Origin of the sequence: Ensifer sp. WSM1721 (genome assembly GCF_000513895.2) — a bacterium.
In the GTDB taxonomy this organism is placed as follows: Bacteria; Pseudomonadota; Alphaproteobacteria; order Rhizobiales; family Rhizobiaceae; genus Sinorhizobium.
The window spans coordinates 1,293,089-1,312,148 of sequence record NZ_CP165782.1; the positions used below are offsets into that span (position 1 = coordinate 1,293,089).

Annotated in this window: 20 protein-coding genes; 13 read left to right on the plus strand and 7 right to left on the minus strand. The window is 61.0% G+C overall.

Going from position 1 to position 19,060, the window contains the following annotated elements; all coding sequences use genetic code 11:
* Positions 1-5: 5 nt before the first annotated feature.
* The 4 genes from M728_RS06350 to M728_RS06365 all read left to right on the plus strand — a co-directional run bounded on the left by M728_RS06350 (position 6) and on the right by M728_RS06365 (position 3,485).
* Positions 6-323 carry a DUF2849 domain-containing protein gene (locus tag M728_RS06350; RefSeq protein ID WP_026623314.1) on the plus strand — a complete coding sequence of 106 codons (318 nt, stop codon included), beginning with the start codon at positions 6-8 and terminating at the stop codon, positions 321-323.
* Between the two features lie 14 nt (positions 324-337).
* Positions 338-2,011 (plus strand): nitrite/sulfite reductase, encoded by a 1,674-nt coding sequence (locus M728_RS06355; RefSeq protein WP_026623313.1) that lies wholly within the window; start codon positions 338-340, stop codon positions 2,009-2,011.
* Between the two features lie 17 nt (positions 2,012-2,028).
* Positions 2,029-2,529, plus strand: a complete 501-nt coding sequence (locus tag M728_RS06360; RefSeq protein WP_026623312.1) for a DUF934 domain-containing protein — start codon at positions 2,029-2,031, stop codon at positions 2,527-2,529.
* Between the two features lie 143 nt (positions 2,530-2,672).
* Positions 2,673-3,485 (plus strand): ferredoxin--NADP reductase, encoded by an 813-nt coding sequence (locus M728_RS06365; protein ID WP_026623311.1) that lies wholly within the window; start codon positions 2,673-2,675, stop codon positions 3,483-3,485.
* A gap of 125 nt (positions 3,486-3,610) precedes the next feature.
* On the opposite strand, the gene M728_RS06370 is transcribed toward M728_RS06365, so the two are convergent.
* The 5 genes from M728_RS06370 to M728_RS06390 form a co-directional block, all read right to left on the minus strand.
* Positions 3,611-4,228 (minus strand): GntR family transcriptional regulator, encoded by a 618-nt coding sequence (locus M728_RS06370; RefSeq protein WP_026623310.1) that lies wholly within the window; start codon positions 4,226-4,228, stop codon positions 3,611-3,613.
* A 180-nt stretch (positions 4,229-4,408) separates the two neighbouring features.
* On the minus strand, positions 4,409-5,185 hold the full coding sequence (locus M728_RS06375) for an amino acid ABC transporter ATP-binding protein (protein WP_026623309.1): 777 nt from the start codon (positions 5,183-5,185) through the stop codon (positions 4,409-4,411).
* 17 nt (positions 5,186-5,202) lie between these two features.
* Positions 5,203-6,357: an amino acid ABC transporter permease gene (locus tag M728_RS06380; protein ID WP_026623308.1), complete on the minus strand. Its 1,155-nt coding sequence runs from the start codon at positions 6,355-6,357 to the stop codon at positions 5,203-5,205.
* A 4-nt stretch (positions 6,358-6,361) separates the two neighbouring features.
* Positions 6,362-7,555 carry an amino acid ABC transporter permease gene (locus tag M728_RS06385; protein ID WP_026623307.1) on the minus strand — a complete coding sequence of 398 codons (1,194 nt, stop codon included), beginning with the start codon at positions 7,553-7,555 and terminating at the stop codon, positions 6,362-6,364.
* 89 nt (positions 7,556-7,644) lie between these two features.
* Positions 7,645-8,670, minus strand: a complete 1,026-nt coding sequence (locus M728_RS06390; RefSeq protein WP_026623306.1) for an amino acid ABC transporter substrate-binding protein — start codon at positions 8,668-8,670, stop codon at positions 7,645-7,647.
* A gap of 334 nt (positions 8,671-9,004) precedes the next feature.
* Between M728_RS06390 and M728_RS06395 the strand changes: the two genes are divergently transcribed.
* The gene (locus M728_RS06395; RefSeq protein ID WP_026623305.1) at positions 9,005-10,192 is read left to right on the plus strand and encodes a cystathionine beta-lyase; all 1,188 of its coding nucleotides are present in this window, start codon (positions 9,005-9,007) and stop codon (positions 10,190-10,192) included.
* Positions 10,193-10,240: 48 nt separating this feature from the next.
* On the opposite strand, the gene M728_RS06400 is transcribed toward M728_RS06395, so the two are convergent.
* A complete protein-coding gene (locus M728_RS06400; RefSeq protein WP_026623304.1) occupies positions 10,241-11,413 on the minus strand; it encodes an FAD-dependent monooxygenase in 1,173 nt (390 codons plus the stop codon).
* Between the two features lie 27 nt (positions 11,414-11,440).
* Positions 11,441-11,686: a zinc-finger domain-containing protein gene (locus tag M728_RS06405; protein WP_026623303.1), complete on the minus strand. Its 246-nt coding sequence runs from the start codon at positions 11,684-11,686 to the stop codon at positions 11,441-11,443.
* A gap of 180 nt (positions 11,687-11,866) precedes the next feature.
* Here M728_RS06405 and M728_RS06410 point away from each other — a divergent pair, with 180 nt between their 5' ends.
* The 8 genes from M728_RS06410 to M728_RS06445 all read left to right on the plus strand — a co-directional run bounded on the left by M728_RS06410 (position 11,867) and on the right by M728_RS06445 (position 18,957).
* Positions 11,867-12,646, plus strand: coding sequence for an alpha/beta fold hydrolase (locus M728_RS06410; protein WP_026623302.1), 780 nt, complete (start codon positions 11,867-11,869; stop codon positions 12,644-12,646).
* Between the two features lie 215 nt (positions 12,647-12,861).
* Positions 12,862-13,689, plus strand: coding sequence for a serine O-acetyltransferase (cysE, locus tag M728_RS06415; protein WP_026614279.1), 828 nt, complete (start codon positions 12,862-12,864; stop codon positions 13,687-13,689).
* A 188-nt stretch (positions 13,690-13,877) separates the two neighbouring features.
* Positions 13,878-14,081 carry a DUF3126 family protein gene (locus tag M728_RS06420; protein ID WP_026623301.1) on the plus strand — a complete coding sequence of 68 codons (204 nt, stop codon included), beginning with the start codon at positions 13,878-13,880 and terminating at the stop codon, positions 14,079-14,081.
* Positions 14,082-14,293: 212 nt separating this feature from the next.
* Entirely contained in the window at positions 14,294-14,647 is a 354-nt protein-coding gene (locus M728_RS06425; RefSeq protein WP_026623300.1) for a phasin family protein, read from the plus strand.
* 272 nt (positions 14,648-14,919) lie between these two features.
* A complete protein-coding gene (gene clpS, locus M728_RS06430; RefSeq protein WP_026614275.1) occupies positions 14,920-15,273 on the plus strand; it encodes an ATP-dependent Clp protease adapter ClpS in 354 nt (117 codons plus the stop codon).
* Between the two features lie 9 nt (positions 15,274-15,282).
* A complete protein-coding gene (clpA, locus tag M728_RS06435; protein WP_026623299.1) occupies positions 15,283-17,793 on the plus strand; it encodes an ATP-dependent Clp protease ATP-binding subunit ClpA in 2,511 nt (836 codons plus the stop codon).
* 85 nt (positions 17,794-17,878) lie between these two features.
* Positions 17,879-18,616: an AzlC family ABC transporter permease gene (locus M728_RS06440; RefSeq protein WP_370906472.1), complete on the plus strand. Its 738-nt coding sequence runs from the start codon at positions 17,879-17,881 to the stop codon at positions 18,614-18,616.
* Complete coding sequence (locus tag M728_RS06445) at positions 18,586-18,957, plus strand: AzlD domain-containing protein (protein WP_026623297.1); 372 nt, start codon at positions 18,586-18,588, stop codon at positions 18,955-18,957. The genes M728_RS06440 and M728_RS06445 overlap by 31 nt, the downstream gene beginning before the upstream one ends.
* Positions 18,958-19,060 lie beyond the last annotated feature (103 nt).

Sequence of the window (19,060 nt, forward strand, 5' to 3'; positions counted from 1 at the left end):
ACGCAATGGTAGACAAGGTTTTGACGGCAAACCGACTGGCGGATGGCATATCCGTCTGGCTCGACGCCTCGGGTAACTGGGTGGAGTCGCTGCAGGATGCTTTCGTCGCGCGCCATGCGGAGGCCGTTGCTGCACTGGAGGCGACGGGAAAGCGTTCGTTCGATGAGAATAAAGTGGTAGACGTCAACGTTATCGACGTCGAGGAAGTCGACGGCACGCTTCGCCCCTTGCGCATGCGCGAACGCATCCGCGCCGACGGGCCGTCTATTCCGTATGCTCCCGGATATCATGGGCTTTCGGGCCCGAAGAATGTCGCTGCCTAAGGACCTGAGACCCGATGTACCGTTACGACGAATTCGACCACGCCTTCGTTTCCGCACGCGTCGAGCAGTTCCGCGACCAGGTCCAGCGGCGGCTCTCCGGCGAACTCGCGGAAGACGCCTTCAAGCCGTTGCGCCTGATGAACGGCGTCTATCTGCAGCTTCATGCCTATATGCTTCGCGTCGCCATTCCGTATGGCACGCTTTCGAGCCGCCAGATGCGCATGCTGGCGCACATCGCCCGCAAATACGACCGCGGCTACGGGCATTTCACCACGCGCCAGAACATCCAGTACAACTGGCCGCGCCTTTCCGACACGCCGGATATCCTCAGCGAATTGGCAAGCGTGGAAATGCATGCGCTGCAGACCTCGGGCAATTGCATTCGCAACGTGACCGCGGATCACTTCGCCGGCGCCGCTGCCGATGAAGTCGCCGATCCGCGTCCCTATGCGGAAATCCTCAGGCAATGGTCGAGCGTCCATCCGGAATTTTCGTTCCTGCCGCGCAAGTTCAAGATTGCCGTGACCGGCGCCGAGCGCGACCGCGCCGCGATCCAGGTGCATGACATCGGCCTGCACCTGAAGAAGGACGAGAACGGCAGACTCGGCTTTGCCGTCTATGTCGGGGGCGGGCAGGGCCGTACCCCGATGATCGCCAAGAAGATCCGCGACTTCCTGCCGGAAGAGGATCTGCTGTCCTACACGACGGCGATCATGCGCGTTTACAACCTCTATGGCCGCCGCGACAATAAATACAAGGCGCGCATCAAGATCCTCGTGCACGAGACCGGTGCGGAAGAGCTGGCGCGCCAGGTCGAAGCCGAATTCGCCAATTTGAAGGACACGGAGCTGAAGCTGCCGGATGCCGACATCCAGGCGATCGCCGCCTATTTCGCGCCTGCGGCGCTCCCGAACCGTCCGGAAGGCTGGGGTAATCTCGCCCGATGGAAGAAGGCCGATCCGGATTTCGCCCGCTGGGTGCATCAGAACGTTCAGCCGCACAAGCATCCTGACTACGGCATGGTGACGATCTCCCTGAAGCCGATCGGCGGTATTCCGGGCGACGCGAGTCACGAACAGATGGATGTGGTCGCCGATATCGCCGAGGAATACGCCTTCGACGAAATCCGCGTCAGCCACGAGCAGAACTTGATCCTGCCGCATGTGGCGCTTGCCGATCTGGAGCCCGTCTACCGTGCGCTGGTCGCGGCCGGTCTCGCGACGGCCAATGCCGGGCTGATCACCGATATCATCGCCTGTCCCGGGCTCGACTACTGCGCGCTCGCCAATGCGCGCTCGATCCCGGTCGCGCAGGAGATTTCGAGCCGTTTCGGTTCGCCCGAACGGCAGGCCGAGATCGGTGAGCTAAAAATAAAGATCTCCGGTTGCATCAATGCATGCGGGCATCACCACGTCGGCCATATCGGCCTTCTGGGCGTTGAGAAGAAGGGCGAGGAGCTTTATCAGATCACGCTTGGTGGTTCCGGCGACGAGAACACGTCGATCGGCGAGATCATCGGTCGCGGCTTCGAGCCGGAGAAGGTGACGGACGCGGTGGAGACGATCGTCAACACCTACCTCGGCTTGCGCCGGGATAAGTCGGAAACCTTCCTCGACGCCTACCGTCGGGTGGGGCCGCAGCCTTTCAAGGATGCGCTCTATGGCGGCGGCGCCCAGGCAGCCGCTTGAAGCAGGGATAAAAGCAGATGACGAAAATCTGGAAAGAAACCGGCTTCGTGAGCGATGATCCCTGGATCGTTGAGACCGAGGAGACCAAGGCCGGATCGAATGAGAAGGCGATACTGGGTCTCGGTCCGTTCCTGGAAGCGGTTGCCGCGGGCGATGCCTCCGGCCTGGGCGTATTGATCGCGCCGGCCGACGACGTGACGCGTCTCGCACCCCATCTCCATCGGCTCGCGCTGGTGGCCGTCGCGTTTCCGGCCTTCAACGACGGCAGGGCCTTCAGTCACGCTTCGCTGCTGCGCACGCGGCTTGGCTTCAAGGGCGAGATCCGTGCCGTCGGTGACGTGCTGATCGATCAGATCCCGCTGATGCTGCGTTGCGGGATCGACAGCTTCGCCGTGACGAACGCCACGGCGATCAGGCGGCTCTCGGAAGGGCGGCTGCCAGGCATAGCCAACCATTATCAGCCGACGGCGAAACCGTCTGCCGACACGAATTCCTATAGCTGGCGCCGCGTCTCGTGAAAGATGCGGGCCGCGACAGTGTGAAGCAAGCCGAAATCCTCGAAAGCGACTATATTTGGAAGGGAATTCCTTTCAATTTGCCAAAGCTTGGAATATCCGCTCGTACTTGATAAAAAGCCTCACCATTAAGGACTGAAGCCACGATGAATGCGCCGGCAAAAAAGGAAGATTTCGCGGTACAGGCACCGGCAGGTGTCTTCGTCGAAACGGTTACGAGTGTCGAACACTACACGGACCGGCTCTTCCGCTTCCGCATGACGCGCCCGCAGGAGTTTCGCTTCCGCTCCGGCGAGTTTGCGATGATCGGCCTGATGGTTGGCAACAAGCCCATCTATCGCGCCTATTCGGTCGCGAGCCCGGCTTGGGATGAGGAACTCGAGTTCTTCTCGATCAAGGTGCCCGACGGTCCGCTGACTTCGCATCTGCAGGCGATCAAGCCGGGCGACCAGGTGCTGATGCGCAAGAAGCCGACCGGCACGCTCGTGCTCGACGCGCTCGTACCGGGCCGCAGACTCTACATGTTCTCGACCGGCACCGGCATTGCCCCCTTCGCGAGCCTCATCCGCGACCCGGAGACCTATGAGAAGTTCGAGGAGGTCATCCTCACCCATACCTGCCGCGACGTGGCGGAATTGAAGTACGGCTTCGACCTCGTCGAGGAAATCCGAAACCACGAGTTCCTGAACGAGATCGTCGGCGATAAGCTCCGGCACTATGCGACGGTGACGCGCGAGGAATACCCCTTCAAGGGCCGGATCACCGACCTGATGACGAACGGCAAGTTCTTCGCCGATCTCGGCCTGCCACCGCTCGATCCGGCGATCGACCGCGGCATGATCTGCGGCTCGACGGCGATGCTGAAGGACACCAAAGAAATCCTCGAAGCTGCCGGTCTGACGGAAGGCGCCAACAACAAGCCGGCCGAATTCGTCATCGAGCGCGCATTCGTCGGCTGAACCAACTGGCCGGTCTGAAATTATGAAGATCGTTGAAGGGGCATGCTCGCTGACGGGTGTGCCTCTTTTTCACAGGGGGAACTGCTGACGGCTATCAGCCTGCTCAGCGGGCGATGCAAGCTTCTTCAAACCTCCGCCAGGTAGTCCATCAACTGCGACATTGCCGCGGCGGCGGCGAAGCCATCCGCCGCTTCGATGGAGCGCATCACCTCGACATGCCGTTCGACCGAAGCCTCCATCTTCTCCGGCGAGGCGGACGCGTACCAGATGCGGCGCGCGTGCGTCTGCAGCGGCGCCAGCGCGGCCGTCAGGAAACGGTTGGGGCAGGCCTCTTCCATCACCTCGTCGAACATCTTGTCCGCGACGAGGAAGCCCTCGAGATCGCTCTCGTCCGCGCAGTCCATCATTTGCCGGGCGCAGGCCCTCATGGCCTCCCGCGCCTCGGCGTTTGCGTGCTCTGCCACGAGGGCGGCCGCGAGCGGCTCCAGTTGCCGCCGCGTCTGCATCACCTCGACCCGATCACCGGGACGGATCGTCGTGATCTGCAGGCCCACGCGCGCGCGGATTTCGATCAGCCCCTGCCAGGCGAGCTTCTGGATCGCCTCGCGGACGGGTGTTCGCCCGAAATTGGCAAGCTCAAGGAGTTGGCGCTCTGTGACGAGCGTTCCGGGTTTCAGTTTCAAGGTGACGATAAGCCGCTCGAGCGCGAGGTAGGCGAGATGAGCTTGGGACCTGTTGTGCATAAGGATTGTGCCGGATGCTGATATATCAGAAATTGGCACAGTTTCCGAATACGAGCAAGCAAGCCTGAAGCCGGCGACGGAGCCGGACATGCGGGCGACGACGCTTCCGCAACCGACAGAGGCATAAAAGGAAAGGCCCGCCTTTGGAGGCGGGCCGTTTTCATTCTGCGACGCTTCGCATTAGTGCAGGATCTGGCTCAGGAACAGCTTCGTGCGCTCATGCTGAGGATTGTCGAAGAATTCGGCCGGCGAATTCTGTTCGACGATCTGACCCTGATCCATGAAGATCACCCGGTTGGCGACCTGGCGGGCGAAACCCATTTCGTGGGTGACGCACAGCATCGTCATGCCTTCTTCGGCGAGGCCGACCATTGTGTCGAGCACTTCCTTGATCATTTCGGGGTCGAGGGCGGAAGTCGGCTCGTCGAAAAGCATGATCTTCGGATTCATGCAGAGCGAACGGGCAATCGCCACGCGCTGCTGCTGGCCGCCTGAAAGCTGACCCGGATATTTGTGGGCCTGCTCGGGAATCTTGACGCGCTTCAGGAAATGCATGGCGACTTCCTCGGCCTGCTTCTTCGGCATCTTGCGCACCCAGATCGGGGCAAGCGTGCAGTTTTCCAGGATCGTCAGATGCGGGAAGAGGTTGAAGTGCTGGAAGACCATGCCGACTTCGCGGCGCACTTCGTCGATCTTCTTCAGGTCGTTGGTGAGCTCGATGCCGTCGACGACGATCTTGCCCTTCTGGTGCTCCTCGAGCCGATTGATGCAGCGGATCATCGTCGACTTGCCGGAGCCCGACGGCCCGGCAATGACGATGCGCTCGCCGCGCATCACCCTGAGATTGATGTCTCGCAGCACATGGAAATCACCATACCATTTGTTCATGTTGGTGATGTCGATCGCTACATCCGTCGTCGAGACGGTCATCTTTGAAGCAGTGGCAGCGTTTGCCATGTATGTTTTTCCCCTTTTTATCGTTGGCTCTTGTCGAGCAGGCGTTCCATGAAGCCTGAATAGCGCGACATGCCGAAGCAGAAAAGCCAGAATATAAAGCCTGCGAAAATGAGACCGGTCACCGGCGTAACGGCGGAAGCCCAGTTCGCGTCGGTGAAGTTCAAGCGAACGATGCCGAGCAGATCGAACATCCCGATGATCGAGACGAGCGACGTGTCCTTGAACAGGCCGATGAAGGTGTTGACGATGCCCGGGATCACCAGCTTCAGCGCCTGCGGCAGGATGATGAGATTCATCTTTTGCCAATAGCTGAGGCCTAGCGAATCGGCGCCTTCATACTGGCCCTTCGGGATCGCCTGCAGGCCACCGCGTACCACTTCCGCCATGTAGGCCGACGCGAAGAGCGACACGCCGATGAGCGCACGCAGGAACTTATCGAAGGTGACCCCCTGCGGCAGGAACAGCGGCAACATGACGCTGGCCATGAACAGAACCGTGATCAGCGGGACGCCGCGCACCACTTCGATGAAGACCGTGCAGAGCATCTTGATCACTGGCATGTTCGACCGCCGCCCGAGCGCCAGCAGGATACCGAGCGGCAACGAGACCGCGATGCCGACAAACGACAGGGCGAGGGTGACCATGAGGCCGCCCCAGAGCGCCGTCTCGACATAGGTGAGGCCGAACCAGCCGCCGGGGAGAAGGATTACCGCGATGATCGGCAGGACGGCCAGCAGCAGAACCGCATTCAACCCCTTATAGGGCACCTTGGGGATCAGCATCGGCACCAGGAACAGGACGAAAAGGATGCCGACGAGGGCGGGGCGCCACCGTTCCTCGGGCGGATAGCGGCCGAAGATAAACTGGTCGAACTTCGCGTTGACGAAAGCCCAGCAGGCGCCGCTCCAGCCGTCCGGCTGCGAACCGCCCTGCGCGATCGTGGCGCAGACGCCGCGACCGCCACCCGTCCAGGCAGCGTCGATGAACAGCCACTGGATCACCGGCGGAACCAGCCAGGCCAAAACGAGCAGGCTGATGATGGTCAGCACCGTGTCCTGTGGTGTGGCGAAGAGATTCTTCCGCAGCCAGAAGACGATGCCGCTTTCCAGCGCCGGAGCAGGTGAGGCTTCGATCATCGAAGCACGAACGAAATTTGCCTGATGCGTGCTCATGATCTCACCTCTCCACCAGCGCCATGCGAGCGTTATACCAGTTCATGAACAGCGACGTCGCAAGGCTCAAGCTCAGATAGACAATGAGCCAGATGCTGACGACTTCGATCGACTGTCCGGTCTGGTTGAGGATCGTGCCGCCGACGGCGACGAGATCCGCATAGCCGACGGCGACGGCTAGAGAAGAGTTCTTGGTGAGGTTGAGGTACTGGCTGGTCAATGGCGGGATGATGATGCGCATTGCCTGCGGCACGACGACCAGACGAGTCGTGAGCCTTGGGCGTATTCCGAGTGCGTGAGCTGCCTCCGTCTGTCCCTTGGAGATCCCCCTGATGCCGGCCCGGACAATCTCTGCGATGAAGGCCGCAGTGTAGAAGGAAAGGGCGAGGAAGAGCGACATGAATTCGGGTCCGACGACCGAGCCGCCCGTCAGGTTGAACTTGCCTGCGATCGGAACGTCGAAAGTCAGTGGAGCGCCGGTCGCGAGGAAGGTAATCAGCGGCAAGCCGATAAGCAAGCCAAGCACGGCCCACAATACGGGAGGCCGCTGACCGGTCGCCTCCTGCCGTTGCCGGGCATAGCGGGCGAAGGCGAAGCTCGCGATGACGCCGATGATGATGGCGAACAGTGTGTATTGCGCCCCCTCTCCGAAGAGCGGCCTTGGGAAGGCGACGCCACGATTGCTTACATAAATATCGAGGGGGAGGGCGAGCGCGTCGCGCGCCTGCGGCAGGATCGCCAGAACGCCGCTGTACCAGAAGAAGATGACCAGCAGCGGCGGAATGTTGCGGAACACCTCGACATAGGCGAGCGACAGCTTGGCAATAATCCAGTTGTGCGACAGACGTCCGATGCCGACGATGAAGCCGATGATAGTTGCCGTGATGATACCCGTGATCGCCACCAACAGTGTATTGACGAAACCGACAACCAGAGCGCGGCCGTATGAAGAATCGCTGGTGAAGGCGATCAGTGACTGTCCGAGGTCGAAACCCGCACGGCTGTTCAGGAAGCCGTATCCGGACGCGATATTCGCGCGCCTCAGATTCTCGACCGTGTTGTCGACGATCCAGTAAATGAGGACCGCGAGAATGATGATGGTGATTGCCTGGTAGAATATTCCGCGTACCTGAGGATCATTGATGATCGATCCAGAGGATTTCCTCTTCTCAGGCGCGTCTGTAACGCCAATGGCCATATAATGCCTCTTTCCCCAATCCGCCCTTTTCGGGCGTTTTTATTGTAAGCGGAGGAGCGGTGGGCCGCTCCTCCGTTTTGCCAGACCGATCAGCGGACCGGCGGTGCGTACTGGATGCCGCCCTTGTTCCAGAGCGCGTTAAGGCCGCGTTCGATCTTCAGCGGGCTGCCTGCGCCGATGTTGCGGTCGAAGATTTCGCCGTAGTTGCCGACGGCCTTGATGACGTTCACCGCCCACTCGTTGGTAAGGCCGAGGTCCGTGCCGATCTTGCTGTCTGCTTCGACGCCGAGGAAGCGCTGGACGTCGGGGTTGGGCGACTTCTTCATTTCCTCGACATTTGCCTGCGTGATGCCGAATTCCTCGGCCTGGATCAGCGCGAAGTGAACCCAGCTCACGATATCGAACCACTGGTCATCGCCCTGGCGGACGGCCGGGCCGAGCGGCTCCTTCGAGATGATTTCCGGCAGGATCATGTGATCGTCCGGGTTGGAGAGCGTGAGGCGCAGCGAATAGAGGCCGGACTGGTCGGTCGTGTAGACGTCGCAACGGCCGGCATCATAGGCCGCGTTCACTTCCTCGAGCTTCTCGAAGACGACCGGGTTATATTGGAGGTTGTTGGTTTTGAAATAGTCGGCAAGGTTCAATTCGGTCGTGGTACCGGTCTGGACGCAGACGGCAGCGCCCGACAGTTCGAGAGCCGACTTCACGTTGAGGCCCTTGCGCACCATGAAGCCCTGGCCGTCATAGTAGTTGACCGGGCGGAAGTTGAAACCGAGCGCGGTGTCGCGGTTGATCGTCCAGGTGGTATTGCGGGCGAGGACGTCGACCTCACCGGACTGCAGCGCCGGGAAACGCTCCTTCGCGGAAGTCGGCGTGTACTTGACCTTGCTTCCGTCGCCAAAAACGGCAGCCGCGATCGCCTTGCAATAGTCGACGTCGAAACCGCTCCAGTTGCCCGACGCGTCGGGCGCGGCGAAACCGGTGAGACCGGTATTCACACCGCACTGGACGAAGCCCTTGGCCTTTACGTCGTCAAGGGTTGCGGCGGAGGCCGCATTTGCGCCAATCCCCATGACAGCAGCGCCAACAAGGGCTGTCAGAATTCTTCTTGCCATTTTTTTGAACCTTTTCGGTTGTCCTATGTTCCCGTCTGCACGGCAGCGCTCTTAGGCGCGTGCAGCCTCAGCCACCCTCCTGGCGTGAGTGCGGCCTATCTCATGCTCAAAATCTATGAGGGTCAAGAGACGTTGCCGATTTTCTCATTTTGCGTGTGAAAAACCTGAAACTCGCCAGAAGTTTAGGCAGTTTTTGCGGGAAAAACGTCCCATCCGAACAAAAAACGGCCAGTTGGTGTCTAAACCGTCCCATCCGCGAATCTCGGATTTTCCTTGACCTGCCCGGTGACGCGTTCGATGAGTTGGCGTCGAGATTTCAACAGCGGATGTTTCAATGGCAGACAAGACGAGCGCGGACGCAGAGCGGGGCATCAACACCCGCCTGGCGCACAGCGGCAACAATCCCTCCGATTTCCATGGCTTCATCAATCCGCCGGTGGTTCACGCCTCCACCGTGCTTTTCCCGAACGCGAGGACGATGGAGACCCGGGCGCAGAAATACACCTATGGCACGCGCGGCACGCCCACGACCGACGCGCTCTGTGAGGCGATCAATGAGCTTGAGGGCTCGGCCGGCACGATTCTGGTTCCCTCCGGTCTCGCCGCCGTCACCGTGCCTTTCCTCGCTTTTCTGTCCTCGGGTGATCATGCCCTTATCGTTGATTCGGTCTACTTCCCGACCCGCCATTTCTGCGACACGATGCTCACCCGGCTCGGTATCACGATTGAATATTACGATCCGATGATCGGGGTCGGCATCGAAGGCCTGATCAGGCCGAACACCAAGCTGGTGCACACGGAAGCACCGGGGTCCAATACGTTCGAGATGCAGGACATCCGGGCGATCGCCGCCGCGGCGCACCGTCACGGCTGCATCGTGACCATGGACAACACCTGGGCGACACCTGTCTATTTCCGGCCGCTCGAGCACGGCGTCGACATTTCCATCCATGCCGCAACAAAGTATCCCTCCGGACACTCGGACGTGCTGCTCGGAACCGTGTCAGCCAACACTGCGCATTGGCCCGCGCTGAGTGAAGCGATGGTGACGCTCGGCGTCTGCGTCTCGCCTGACGACAGCTACCAGATTCTGCGCGGTCTGCGCACAATGGGTATTCGCCTCGAACGCCATCAGGAGAGCGCGCTGGAAATCGCGCGCTGGCTTGAAGGCCGCGAGGAAGTGGCGCGCGTGCTGCATCCGGCGCTGCCGAGCTTTCCGGGGCACGAGCTCTGGAAGCGCGACTTTGGCGGCGCGAGCGGGATTTTCTCTTTCGTGCTGAAGGCCGACGCCGAGAAGAGCAAGGCCAAGGCCCATGCCTTCCTCGACGCGCTCTCGCTTTTTGGTCTCGGCTATTCGTGGGGCGGCTTCGAAAGCCTTGCGGTTCACGCCAACCTGTCCGACCGCAAGATCGCCAAGGCTCCGTCCGAGGGGCCGGTCATCCGCCTGCAGATCGGGCTCGAGGATGTTCCGGACCTCCGACGTGACATCGAGGCGGGCCTCGCGGCCGCAAACGCGGTCTGATCCCACGAGCAAGGCTGAGAGGGGAGCGAGGCAAGCCTCCTACTTCCTCTATCGCTCCTGCGCACCGTATCCGTAAAGCCAGTCAAGATCGGCTGCGAGCGATTCGGGTCCCTTGAGCGCGAGAACGAGATTGCGGGCAATCCGCACCGGGCCGCCGGCGTGATAGGCAAAGCGGTTGAACGCAGCGCGCTTACGCACCCGGTCGATTCGCGCCCTGCGAGCGGCTTCATATCGGGCGAAGGCCGAGGGAACGTCCGGACTCCCGGCGAGGCAGCGCGCGAGCTCGCGGGCGTCCTCGATCGCCATCGCCGCGCCCTGGGCCGCAAACGGCGTCATCGCATGGGCGGCATCGCCGATCAGAATCGTGTCGCGGCCGTTGTGCCACACGCCGTCGTCGACGGTGCACAGCGGCCAAAAGGTCGCCGAGGCGGCACCCTTGAGCATCGAGCGCAGGTCGGGGTGCCAGTCCTCGAAGGCGGCCGAAAGTTCGCTTTGCCGGTCTTCGGCACCCCGCCCCGCCCAAGCCTCCGCAGCCGGCTCGCCGCCGACGATCGCGATCAGGTTGAAAGCGTCGGCCTCTCGGATTGGATAGGCGACCAGATGGGCTTTCGGTCCGAGGAAAGCCGTGACGCGATCACTCGACAGGCACTTGGCCGCGTCCGTCAGAGGCAGCATCAACCGCCAGGCGACGTTGCCGGAGAACCGGACGGGGCCGGCGCCGGGGAGGGAGGCGCGCACCTGCGACCAGATGCCGTCCGCGCCGATGATGGCGGCGGGGCGTCGCCCGCTCGCTTCGGTGACCGTTGCTCGCGGGTCCCGCTCGATGCGGCATCCGAGATGAAGACGGCAGAGCGGTTCGGACTTCACCGCGTGCAGCAGAATCTTTTGCAAGCCGGCGCGATGGAGCACGCCGTAGGGGGCAGCCCATCGTTTGCGGGCGCTGGGGCCTGCGGGCACGCTTGCGAGTGGCCGCAGCGAGCGGCCGTCGACGAGCGAGATCGCCTCCGGCTCGCTCCAGATGCTCTCAAGAGCCGGGAGCAGGCCGAGGTCGATGAGGATACGCGATGCGTTCGGTGACAGCTGCAGTCCGGCGCCGACTTCGGTCAGCGTGCCCGCTTGCTCGAAAATATCGGTTTGCCAGCCCTGTCTTGCGAAACAAAGCGCCGTCGTCAGGCCGGCGATGCCGGCACCGACGATAGCAACGGGCTCAGCGTTTCCCATCGACGTTGCGCCGTTGCCTGAGAAGGATCAGGCCGCCTTGTTTGCGAAGAGGCATCCCGGCGGGTTCGTCTCTGTCGCCTTGAGCGACGGATTGTAACGATAGAGCGTCGAGCAATAGGAACAGACTTTCTCGTTGTCGTCGCCCATGTCGATGAAGATATGAGGATGGTCGAACGGAACGGATGCGCCCGTGCACATGAATTCCTTCACGCCGATCTCGATGACTCCGTGCCCGCCGTCGTTCTGGAAATGAGGGATGCTGTGGCCGGCCATGTCGTACTCCGATGAATGCAAATCTCGTGATGTCGATTTTGCCGGCACCATAGTGAGCTTTGCCGCAAATGTGTAGCAGCAAACATGCCGCGCCTGTGGTTTTTGGACCGGCGGGGGTTTCCGGCCGAGGCTTTACCACCTAGTTTGCGGCGCAAACAGGATGAAGTATCAGGAAACGAGATGGACCTGAATCCTCCGCCATTTTTCCGTTTTGTGCATGACGGACTGGAAATCGCCTTTTTCGACGAGGGTGATCCCTCGGGAGACCCGATCCTCCTGATCCACGGCTTTGCTTCGAGCGCCAATGTCAATTGGGTGTTCCCGGGCTGGCTGAAGACGCTCGGTGACGCCGGCTACCGGGTGATCGCCCTCGACAATCGCGGTCATGGGATGAGCAGCAAGCCTTATGATCCCTCGCTGTACCACCCGCAGCAGATGGCCGGCGATGCGGCGGCGCTGCTGGTTCATCTCGGCATCGCCGACGCGCATGTCATGGGCTATTCGATGGGTGCACGCATTTCCGCTTTCCTGGCTTTGCGACATCCGGACCGCGTCCGCTCGCTCGTGTTCGGCGGCTTGGGAATAGGCATGGTCACCGGGGTAGGGGAGTGGGATCCGATCGCCGATGCGCTGGTCGCGCCGTCGCTTGACGATGTGACCCACGCGCGCGGCCGAATGTTCCGCGCCTTTGCCGATCAGACGAAGAGCGACCGGCAGGCGCTCGCCGCATGCATCTCGACCTCGCGGGATCTGCTTTCCCCCGAGGAGATCGGGCGCATCGACGTGCCGGTTCTGATCGGTGTCGGAACCAAGGATGATATTGCCGGTTCGGCGCACGAACTTGCCGCCCTGATGCCGCATGCAAGGGCGCTGGACATTCCCGGACGGGACCATATGCTCGCCGTCGGCGACCGCGTGTTCAAGAAGGCGGTCCTGGAATTTCTGGCCGAGGTGGGGTGAGCCACCGTATTCTCCCTCAACCGGAGCCGATTCAAAATCGGGTGCTGTAGCGCTCGGTTCGATGCGAGCGCTGCAGGCCCGCTGCCACTCACGGCTGAAATGCGACGAGGCCATTTATGTCGGCGGGGAATTGGCCTATATATGGCCGAAACGACCGCCGCCACCTGCGAGCAAAGACTGACCAAGCCGAGGGACCGGCCAGGAAGGAGAGCGACATGGTCGCAAAGACCGAACTTCGCCATACCGACGCGCTCAAGGCGATCGATCCGATCTGGGACAGCCTGCGCGAGGAGGCGCGTATGGCAGCCGAGCGCGACCCAATGCTGGCCGCCTTCCTCTATTCGACGGTCGTCAATCAGCATTCGCTCGAAGAAAGCGTCATCTACCGCATCTGCGAGCGGCTGGACCATCCCGATCTCCAGGCTAGCCTCTTGCACCAGACCTTTGCAGAAATGCTCGAGGATTGGCCCGAATGGGGCGCGATCCTGCGCGTCGATATCCAGGCGGTCTATGATCGCGATCCCGCCTGCACGCGTTTCATCGAGCCGGTGCTTTACTTCAAGGGGTTCCACGCCATCCAGACGCACCGTCTCGCCCATTGGCTGTGGAACCGCGGGCGGAAGGATTTCGCGCTTTATCTCCAGAGCCGCTCATCGAGCGTCTTCCAGACGGATATCAACCCGGCGGCCCGCATCGGACGGGGGATCTTCCTCGACCATGCGACGGGTCTCGTTGTCGGCGAGACCGCGGTCATCGGCGACAATGTCTCGATCCTGCACGGTGTGACGCTCGGCGGCACCGGCAAGGAGGGGAGCGACCGTCATCCGAAGATCGGCAATGGCGTGCTGATCGGTGCCGGCGCGAAGATCCTCGGCAATATTCATATCGGCCATTGCTCACGCGTGGCTGCCGGTTCGGTCGTCCTGAAGCCCGTTCCGCCGAAGACGACGGTGGCTGGTGTCCCGGCGAAAGTCGTCGGCGAAGCGGGTTGCTCCGAGCCTTCGCGTCAAATGGATCAGATCCTCGCCAGCTTCGACATCTGACGCTGAGGCCGCCCGGTGCCGCATGATTTCCTCGGTCGGGGATCGGTCGGAGGAAAAATTTATGCAGCAATTCAAAACGTTGCAGCCCCTTTGTGCGTCTCCACAAGCGTTCGGCGCTGCGACGGGTTTACACCTGGCAACGGCCCGTGCAACAAGCGCGGCAAATCAACGGCTACGGAGAAAAAGATTTGAAGCCCGAAGAAATCCGCAAGCTTGAGGCCTATTTCAAGCGCACCTTCAATCAGTCGATGGTCGTCAAGGCTCGTCCGAAGAAGGACGAATCCGCCGAAGTCTATCTCGGCGACGAATTCCTCGGCGTCCTCTTCCGCGACGAGGAGGACGGTGAGCTCTCCTACAACTTCTCGATGGCAATTCTCGACGTGGATCTGTGAGTTCTGCGACCTCGCCTTGCGTAGCCCGGCGCTGAGCGATCGCGCCGGGCTTTTGTTAATAAAATCATACTTTTTCAGAAATTCTTCAAAAGTCTCCTGATCTTCATCAAGTCGTTGCAAGAATTGTGTTTTATTGCGATGCACACTGAACTTGACTTTTTGTGCAGTGCACCTAGACTATCTTCTGCCTAGCCCCACAAGGAGACACCCGAATGTTTAACTTCGACGATGCGAATAAGAAGAGCAAAGAAGCCTTGGACGTGGCCGTGAAGAGCTATTCCGCCCTGACCAAGGGCTTCCAGGCCATTGCGACCGAAACGGCGGACTATTCGAAGAAGACCTTTGAGGACGGCATTGCCCATTTCGAAAAGCTTGCCGGCGCCAAGAGCCTCGAGGCCGCATTCGAGCTTCAGACCAACTATCTGAAGTCGAGCTATGAAGGTTTCGTCACCGAAGCAACGAAGATCGGTGAAATGTACGCGGACCTCGCCAAGGACGCCTACAAGCCTTACGAGGCTCCGGTTGCCAAGGCTACCGCAGCAGTCAAGACGGCCGCTGCCGCCTGACGATTTCGACCATTACCGTCGTCAGAAGGCCGGTCGCGGTTGCCGCGGCTGGCCTTCTTGCTTTCGTATGCGCGCTTTCCGAAGCTCATGGGAGCGACGCGCGAAAGTTGCCGTGTAGGGCGAAGAAATTTGATCAATCTTGTGTTTCGTCGTGCGAATATGATTGCAGTGCGTTGGTTCGGTCTTAAAATCCCAGAACGAACCATTAGATAAGGGCAAGCACGTCGCGGCCGGATTCGCATGCTCCGCGGCTGTCAAGGGAATGAACAAGAATGATCGCCATGCCGGTCCGGATGCAGCAGGGAAGCGAAGGAGACGGAGGCGGCCCCAGTCGTGGCACGTCCGTCATTACGCGCACCAAGCCGAAGACCAAGAAGCCGAGTTTGTACCGCGTCCTGCTTTTGAATGACGATTACACGCCGATGGAATTCGTCGTTCATATCCTGGAGCGCTTTTTCCAGAAGAACCGGGAAGAGGCGACCCGCATAATGCTACATGTCCACAATCACGGCGTTGGAGAATGCGGCGTCTTCACCTACGAAGTCGCCGAAACCAAAGTGACGCAGGTGATGGATTTCGCCAGGCAGCATCAACATCCGTTGCAATGCGTCATGGAAAAGAAATGAGGAACTAACGTGCCAACATTTTCGCCCAGCCTCGAAAAGGCGCTGCATCAGGCACTGACATATGCCAACGAGCGCCATCATGAATATGCGACGCTCGAGCACCTGCTGCTGGCATTGATCGACGATGCCGATGCGGCGGCCGTGATGGGCGCGTGCAATGTTAATCTCGACACGCTTCGCAAGACCGTAACCGATTACGTCGACAACGAATTGTCGAATCTGGTGACGGGCTACGACGAGGATTCGAAACCGACGGCCGGCTTTCAACGGGTAATCCAGCGCGCCGTCATCCACGTGCAATCCTCGGGCCGCGAGGAGGTGACGGGGGCCAATGTGCTCGTCGCGATCTTTGCCGAGCGCGAGAGCCATGCTGCCTATTTCCTGCAGGAACAGGAGATGACGCGTTACGACGCGGTCAACTTCATCTCGCATGGGATCGGCAAGCGGCCGGGCGCCTCCGAGTCGCGGCCGGTGCGCGGGGCAGAGGATCAGGACTCCGAGCAGAAGCCATCGCGCGAGAGCGAGGAGGCGGGTCCGAAGAAGCAGCAGGACGCCCTCACGGCCTACTGCGTCAATCTCAACGAGAAGGCAAAATCCGGAAAGATCGACCCGTTGATCGGCCGCCATGCCGAGGTCAACCGGACGATTCAGGTGCTTTGCCGCAGGTCCAAGAACAACCCCCTCTATGTCGGCGATCCGGGTGTGGGCAAGACAGCGATTGCCGAGGGTCTCGCCAAGCGCATCGTCGAGAAGAAGGTGCCGGAGGCGCTTCAGGATGCCACGATCTTCGCACTGGACATGGGAACGCTGCTCGCCGGAACGCGCTACCGTGGCGACTTCGAGGAACGCCTGAAGCAGGTCGTCAAGGAGCTCGAGGAATATCCCGGAGCCGTTCTCTTTATTGATGAGATCCATACCGTCATCGGTGCCGGCGCCACCTCGGGCGGCGCCATGGACGCGTCCAACCTGCTGAAGCCGGCGCTCTCTTCGGGTGCGATCCGCTGCATCGGTTCGACGACCTACAAGGAGTATCGCCAGTTCTTCGAGAAGGACCGCGCGCTCGTCCGTCGCTTCCAGAAGATCGACGTCAACGAGCCGACGATCGCCGATACGATCGAGATCATGAAGGGACTGAAGCCCTATTTCGAGGATTACCACCAGCTCAAGTATTCCAGCGAGGCAATCAGGGCGGCGGTCGAGCTTTCGGCGCGCTACATCAATGATCGGAAGCTGCCGGACAAGGCGATCGACGTCATCGACGAGTCCGGTGCCGCGCAAATGCTTTTGCCCGTGAACAAGCGCCGCAAGCTGATCACCGAGAAGGAGATCGAGGCGACGATCGCGACGATGGCGCGCATTCCGCCGAAGACGGTCTCGAAGGACGACGAGGCGGTGCTTGCCAATCTTGAGAAGGAGCTTCGCTCGGTCGTCTACGGTCAGGATCTGGCGATCGAGGCACTGGCCTCGTCGATCAAGCTGGCGCGTGCCGGCCTCAGAGAGCCCAACAAGCCGATCGGCTGCTACGTCTTCACTGGTCCAACCGGTGTCGGCAAGACGGAGGTGGCCAAGCAGTTGGCGACGTCGCTTGGCGTCGAACTGCTGCGCTTCGATATGTCGGAATACATGGAACGCCATACCGTGTCTCGTCTGATCGGCGCGCCTCCCGGCTACGTCGGCTTCGACCAGGGCGGTCTCCTGACCGACGGTGTCGACCAGCATCCGCACTGCGTGCTCTTGCTGGATGAGATCGAGAAGGCCCATCCGGACCTTTTCAACATCCTGCTGCAGGTCATGGATCACGGTTCGCTGACCGACCATAACGGCAAGAAGATCGACTTCCGCAACGTCATTCTGATCATGACGACCAATGCCGGCGCATCCGACATGGCCCGGCCGGCGATTGGCTTCGGTTCCTCCAAGCGAAGCGGAGAGGATGTCGAGGCGCTGAACCGCTTGTTCACGCCGGAGTTCCGCAACCGTCTGGATGCGGTCATTCCGTTCGCTTCGCTGCCGACGCCGGTCATTCATAAGGTCGTGCAGAAGTTCGTCATGCAGCTCGAGACGCAACTCGCCGAGCGCAACGTCACCTTCGACCTTGCACCGGACGCAGTCGCCTGGCTCGCCGAGAAGGGATACGATGAAAAAATGGGTGCACGTCCGCTTGCGCGCGTCATCCAGGAAAACATCAAGAAGCCGCTCGCGGATGAAATCCTCTTCGGCAAGCTCAAGAAGGGCGGCGTCGTCAAGGTGACGATCGGCACGAAGGAGGACGGCAGCAAGGGGCTGATCCTGGACGCCGTGCCGGAGACGGCGCCGATTAAGCCCAAGGCCGAGGTATCGCGCCCCGCGGGCAAAGGCGCCAAGGCCAAGAAGGCGGACGAGAAGGAAACGGTCTCGGCTGAGGCTGCTCCGAAGGCGAAGCCGAAGAAGTCGGCGAAGGCCTCTACCGGCGGTGGCGACGGCTCGGACTCGACTCCTCTCAGGGGCCGGACAGTTCCAAAAGTACCGCGCAAGAAATAGCGCAATCGCGATTGAACCTGACAGTGCCGGGCGGCCCCGCCCGGCACTGTGTTGTTGAGCGGAAGGCGCTGTTCCCATGACGTCCATGGAGCGTGTGAAAGACGAACGATCATCCCTTGCCTGGTTTCTGACCGGCGCGCGCGGGATTTTCAGCCTCCCAGCCATCATCCTGATGCTTTCCTTCGTTGGCTTCTGCTCGCTGACCGTGCAGGCGGGCATCCCCCCGGAGCAGGTCGTGTTCATGACCGGGATCGTCTGGGCCTTGCCGGCAAAGGTCATACTGGTGAGCTCGATTCTCAGCGGTGCCAGCCTTGCCACGGCTTTCCTCGCCGTTACGCTTTCGTCGGTCCGTTTGATGCCGATGGTCGCGGCCCTCGTCCCCGAATTGCGGGGATCGAGAACACCGACGTGGCTGCTTCTCGTGCTCTCGCATTTCGTGGCGATCACCGCCTGGGTCTTTGCGATGGAGCGGGTGCAGGAGGTACCGCGCGACCGTCGCGCAACCTTCTTCGCCGGTTTCAGCATCACGCTCGTCGCCACAAACATGTTGCTGGTCGGCATCGTCTATCACGTCGTCGCCGAATTCCCGCCGATCATTGCTGGCTGCCTCTTCTTCCTGACGCCCGTCTACTTCCTTGCCTCAATCTGGCACTCGGCGCGCCATCCGGTGGTCTATGCGGCGCTTGGCGTCGGCCTTCTCGCGGGGCCGCTGTTTTACTGGATCGCGCCGGAATTCGACATTCTCCTCGCCGGCGTCGGCGGCGGAACGCTCGCCTGGCTTGGCGAGCGCATTTGGCGTTCGCGACAGGAGAAAAACGCGTGACCTGGCTGGACGGATGGTGGGCCTATGCCTTCATCGCGATTGCCGGCTGGCTCGCGACCGACATCTGGCGATGGCTCGGCGTCCTCGCCGGCAAGCGGCTCCGCGAGGATTCGGAAGCCTTGAACTGGGTGAGAGCGGTCGCGACTGCGCTCGTCGCGGCCGTCATCGCGAAGCTGATCCTCTATCCGACAGGAGTCCTGGCGCAGTCACCCCTCTGGCTCCGCCTTGGTGCGGTGATCGTGGGGGCGATCGCTTTCTTTCTCGCCCGCCAGAAACCCGCGGTCGGAATTTCGACGTCGATAGCTGTATTGGGCGCAGGCCTCTGGTGGCTGGGATTTTGACGGACCATCGGCTCAGCGTGGCCCCTCAGGGGCAAAAGGGTATCGACGCGGGCTTTCCCGATTTCCCGCAGGACTACTGCATGTGTCCTTAAATCGTACCCGA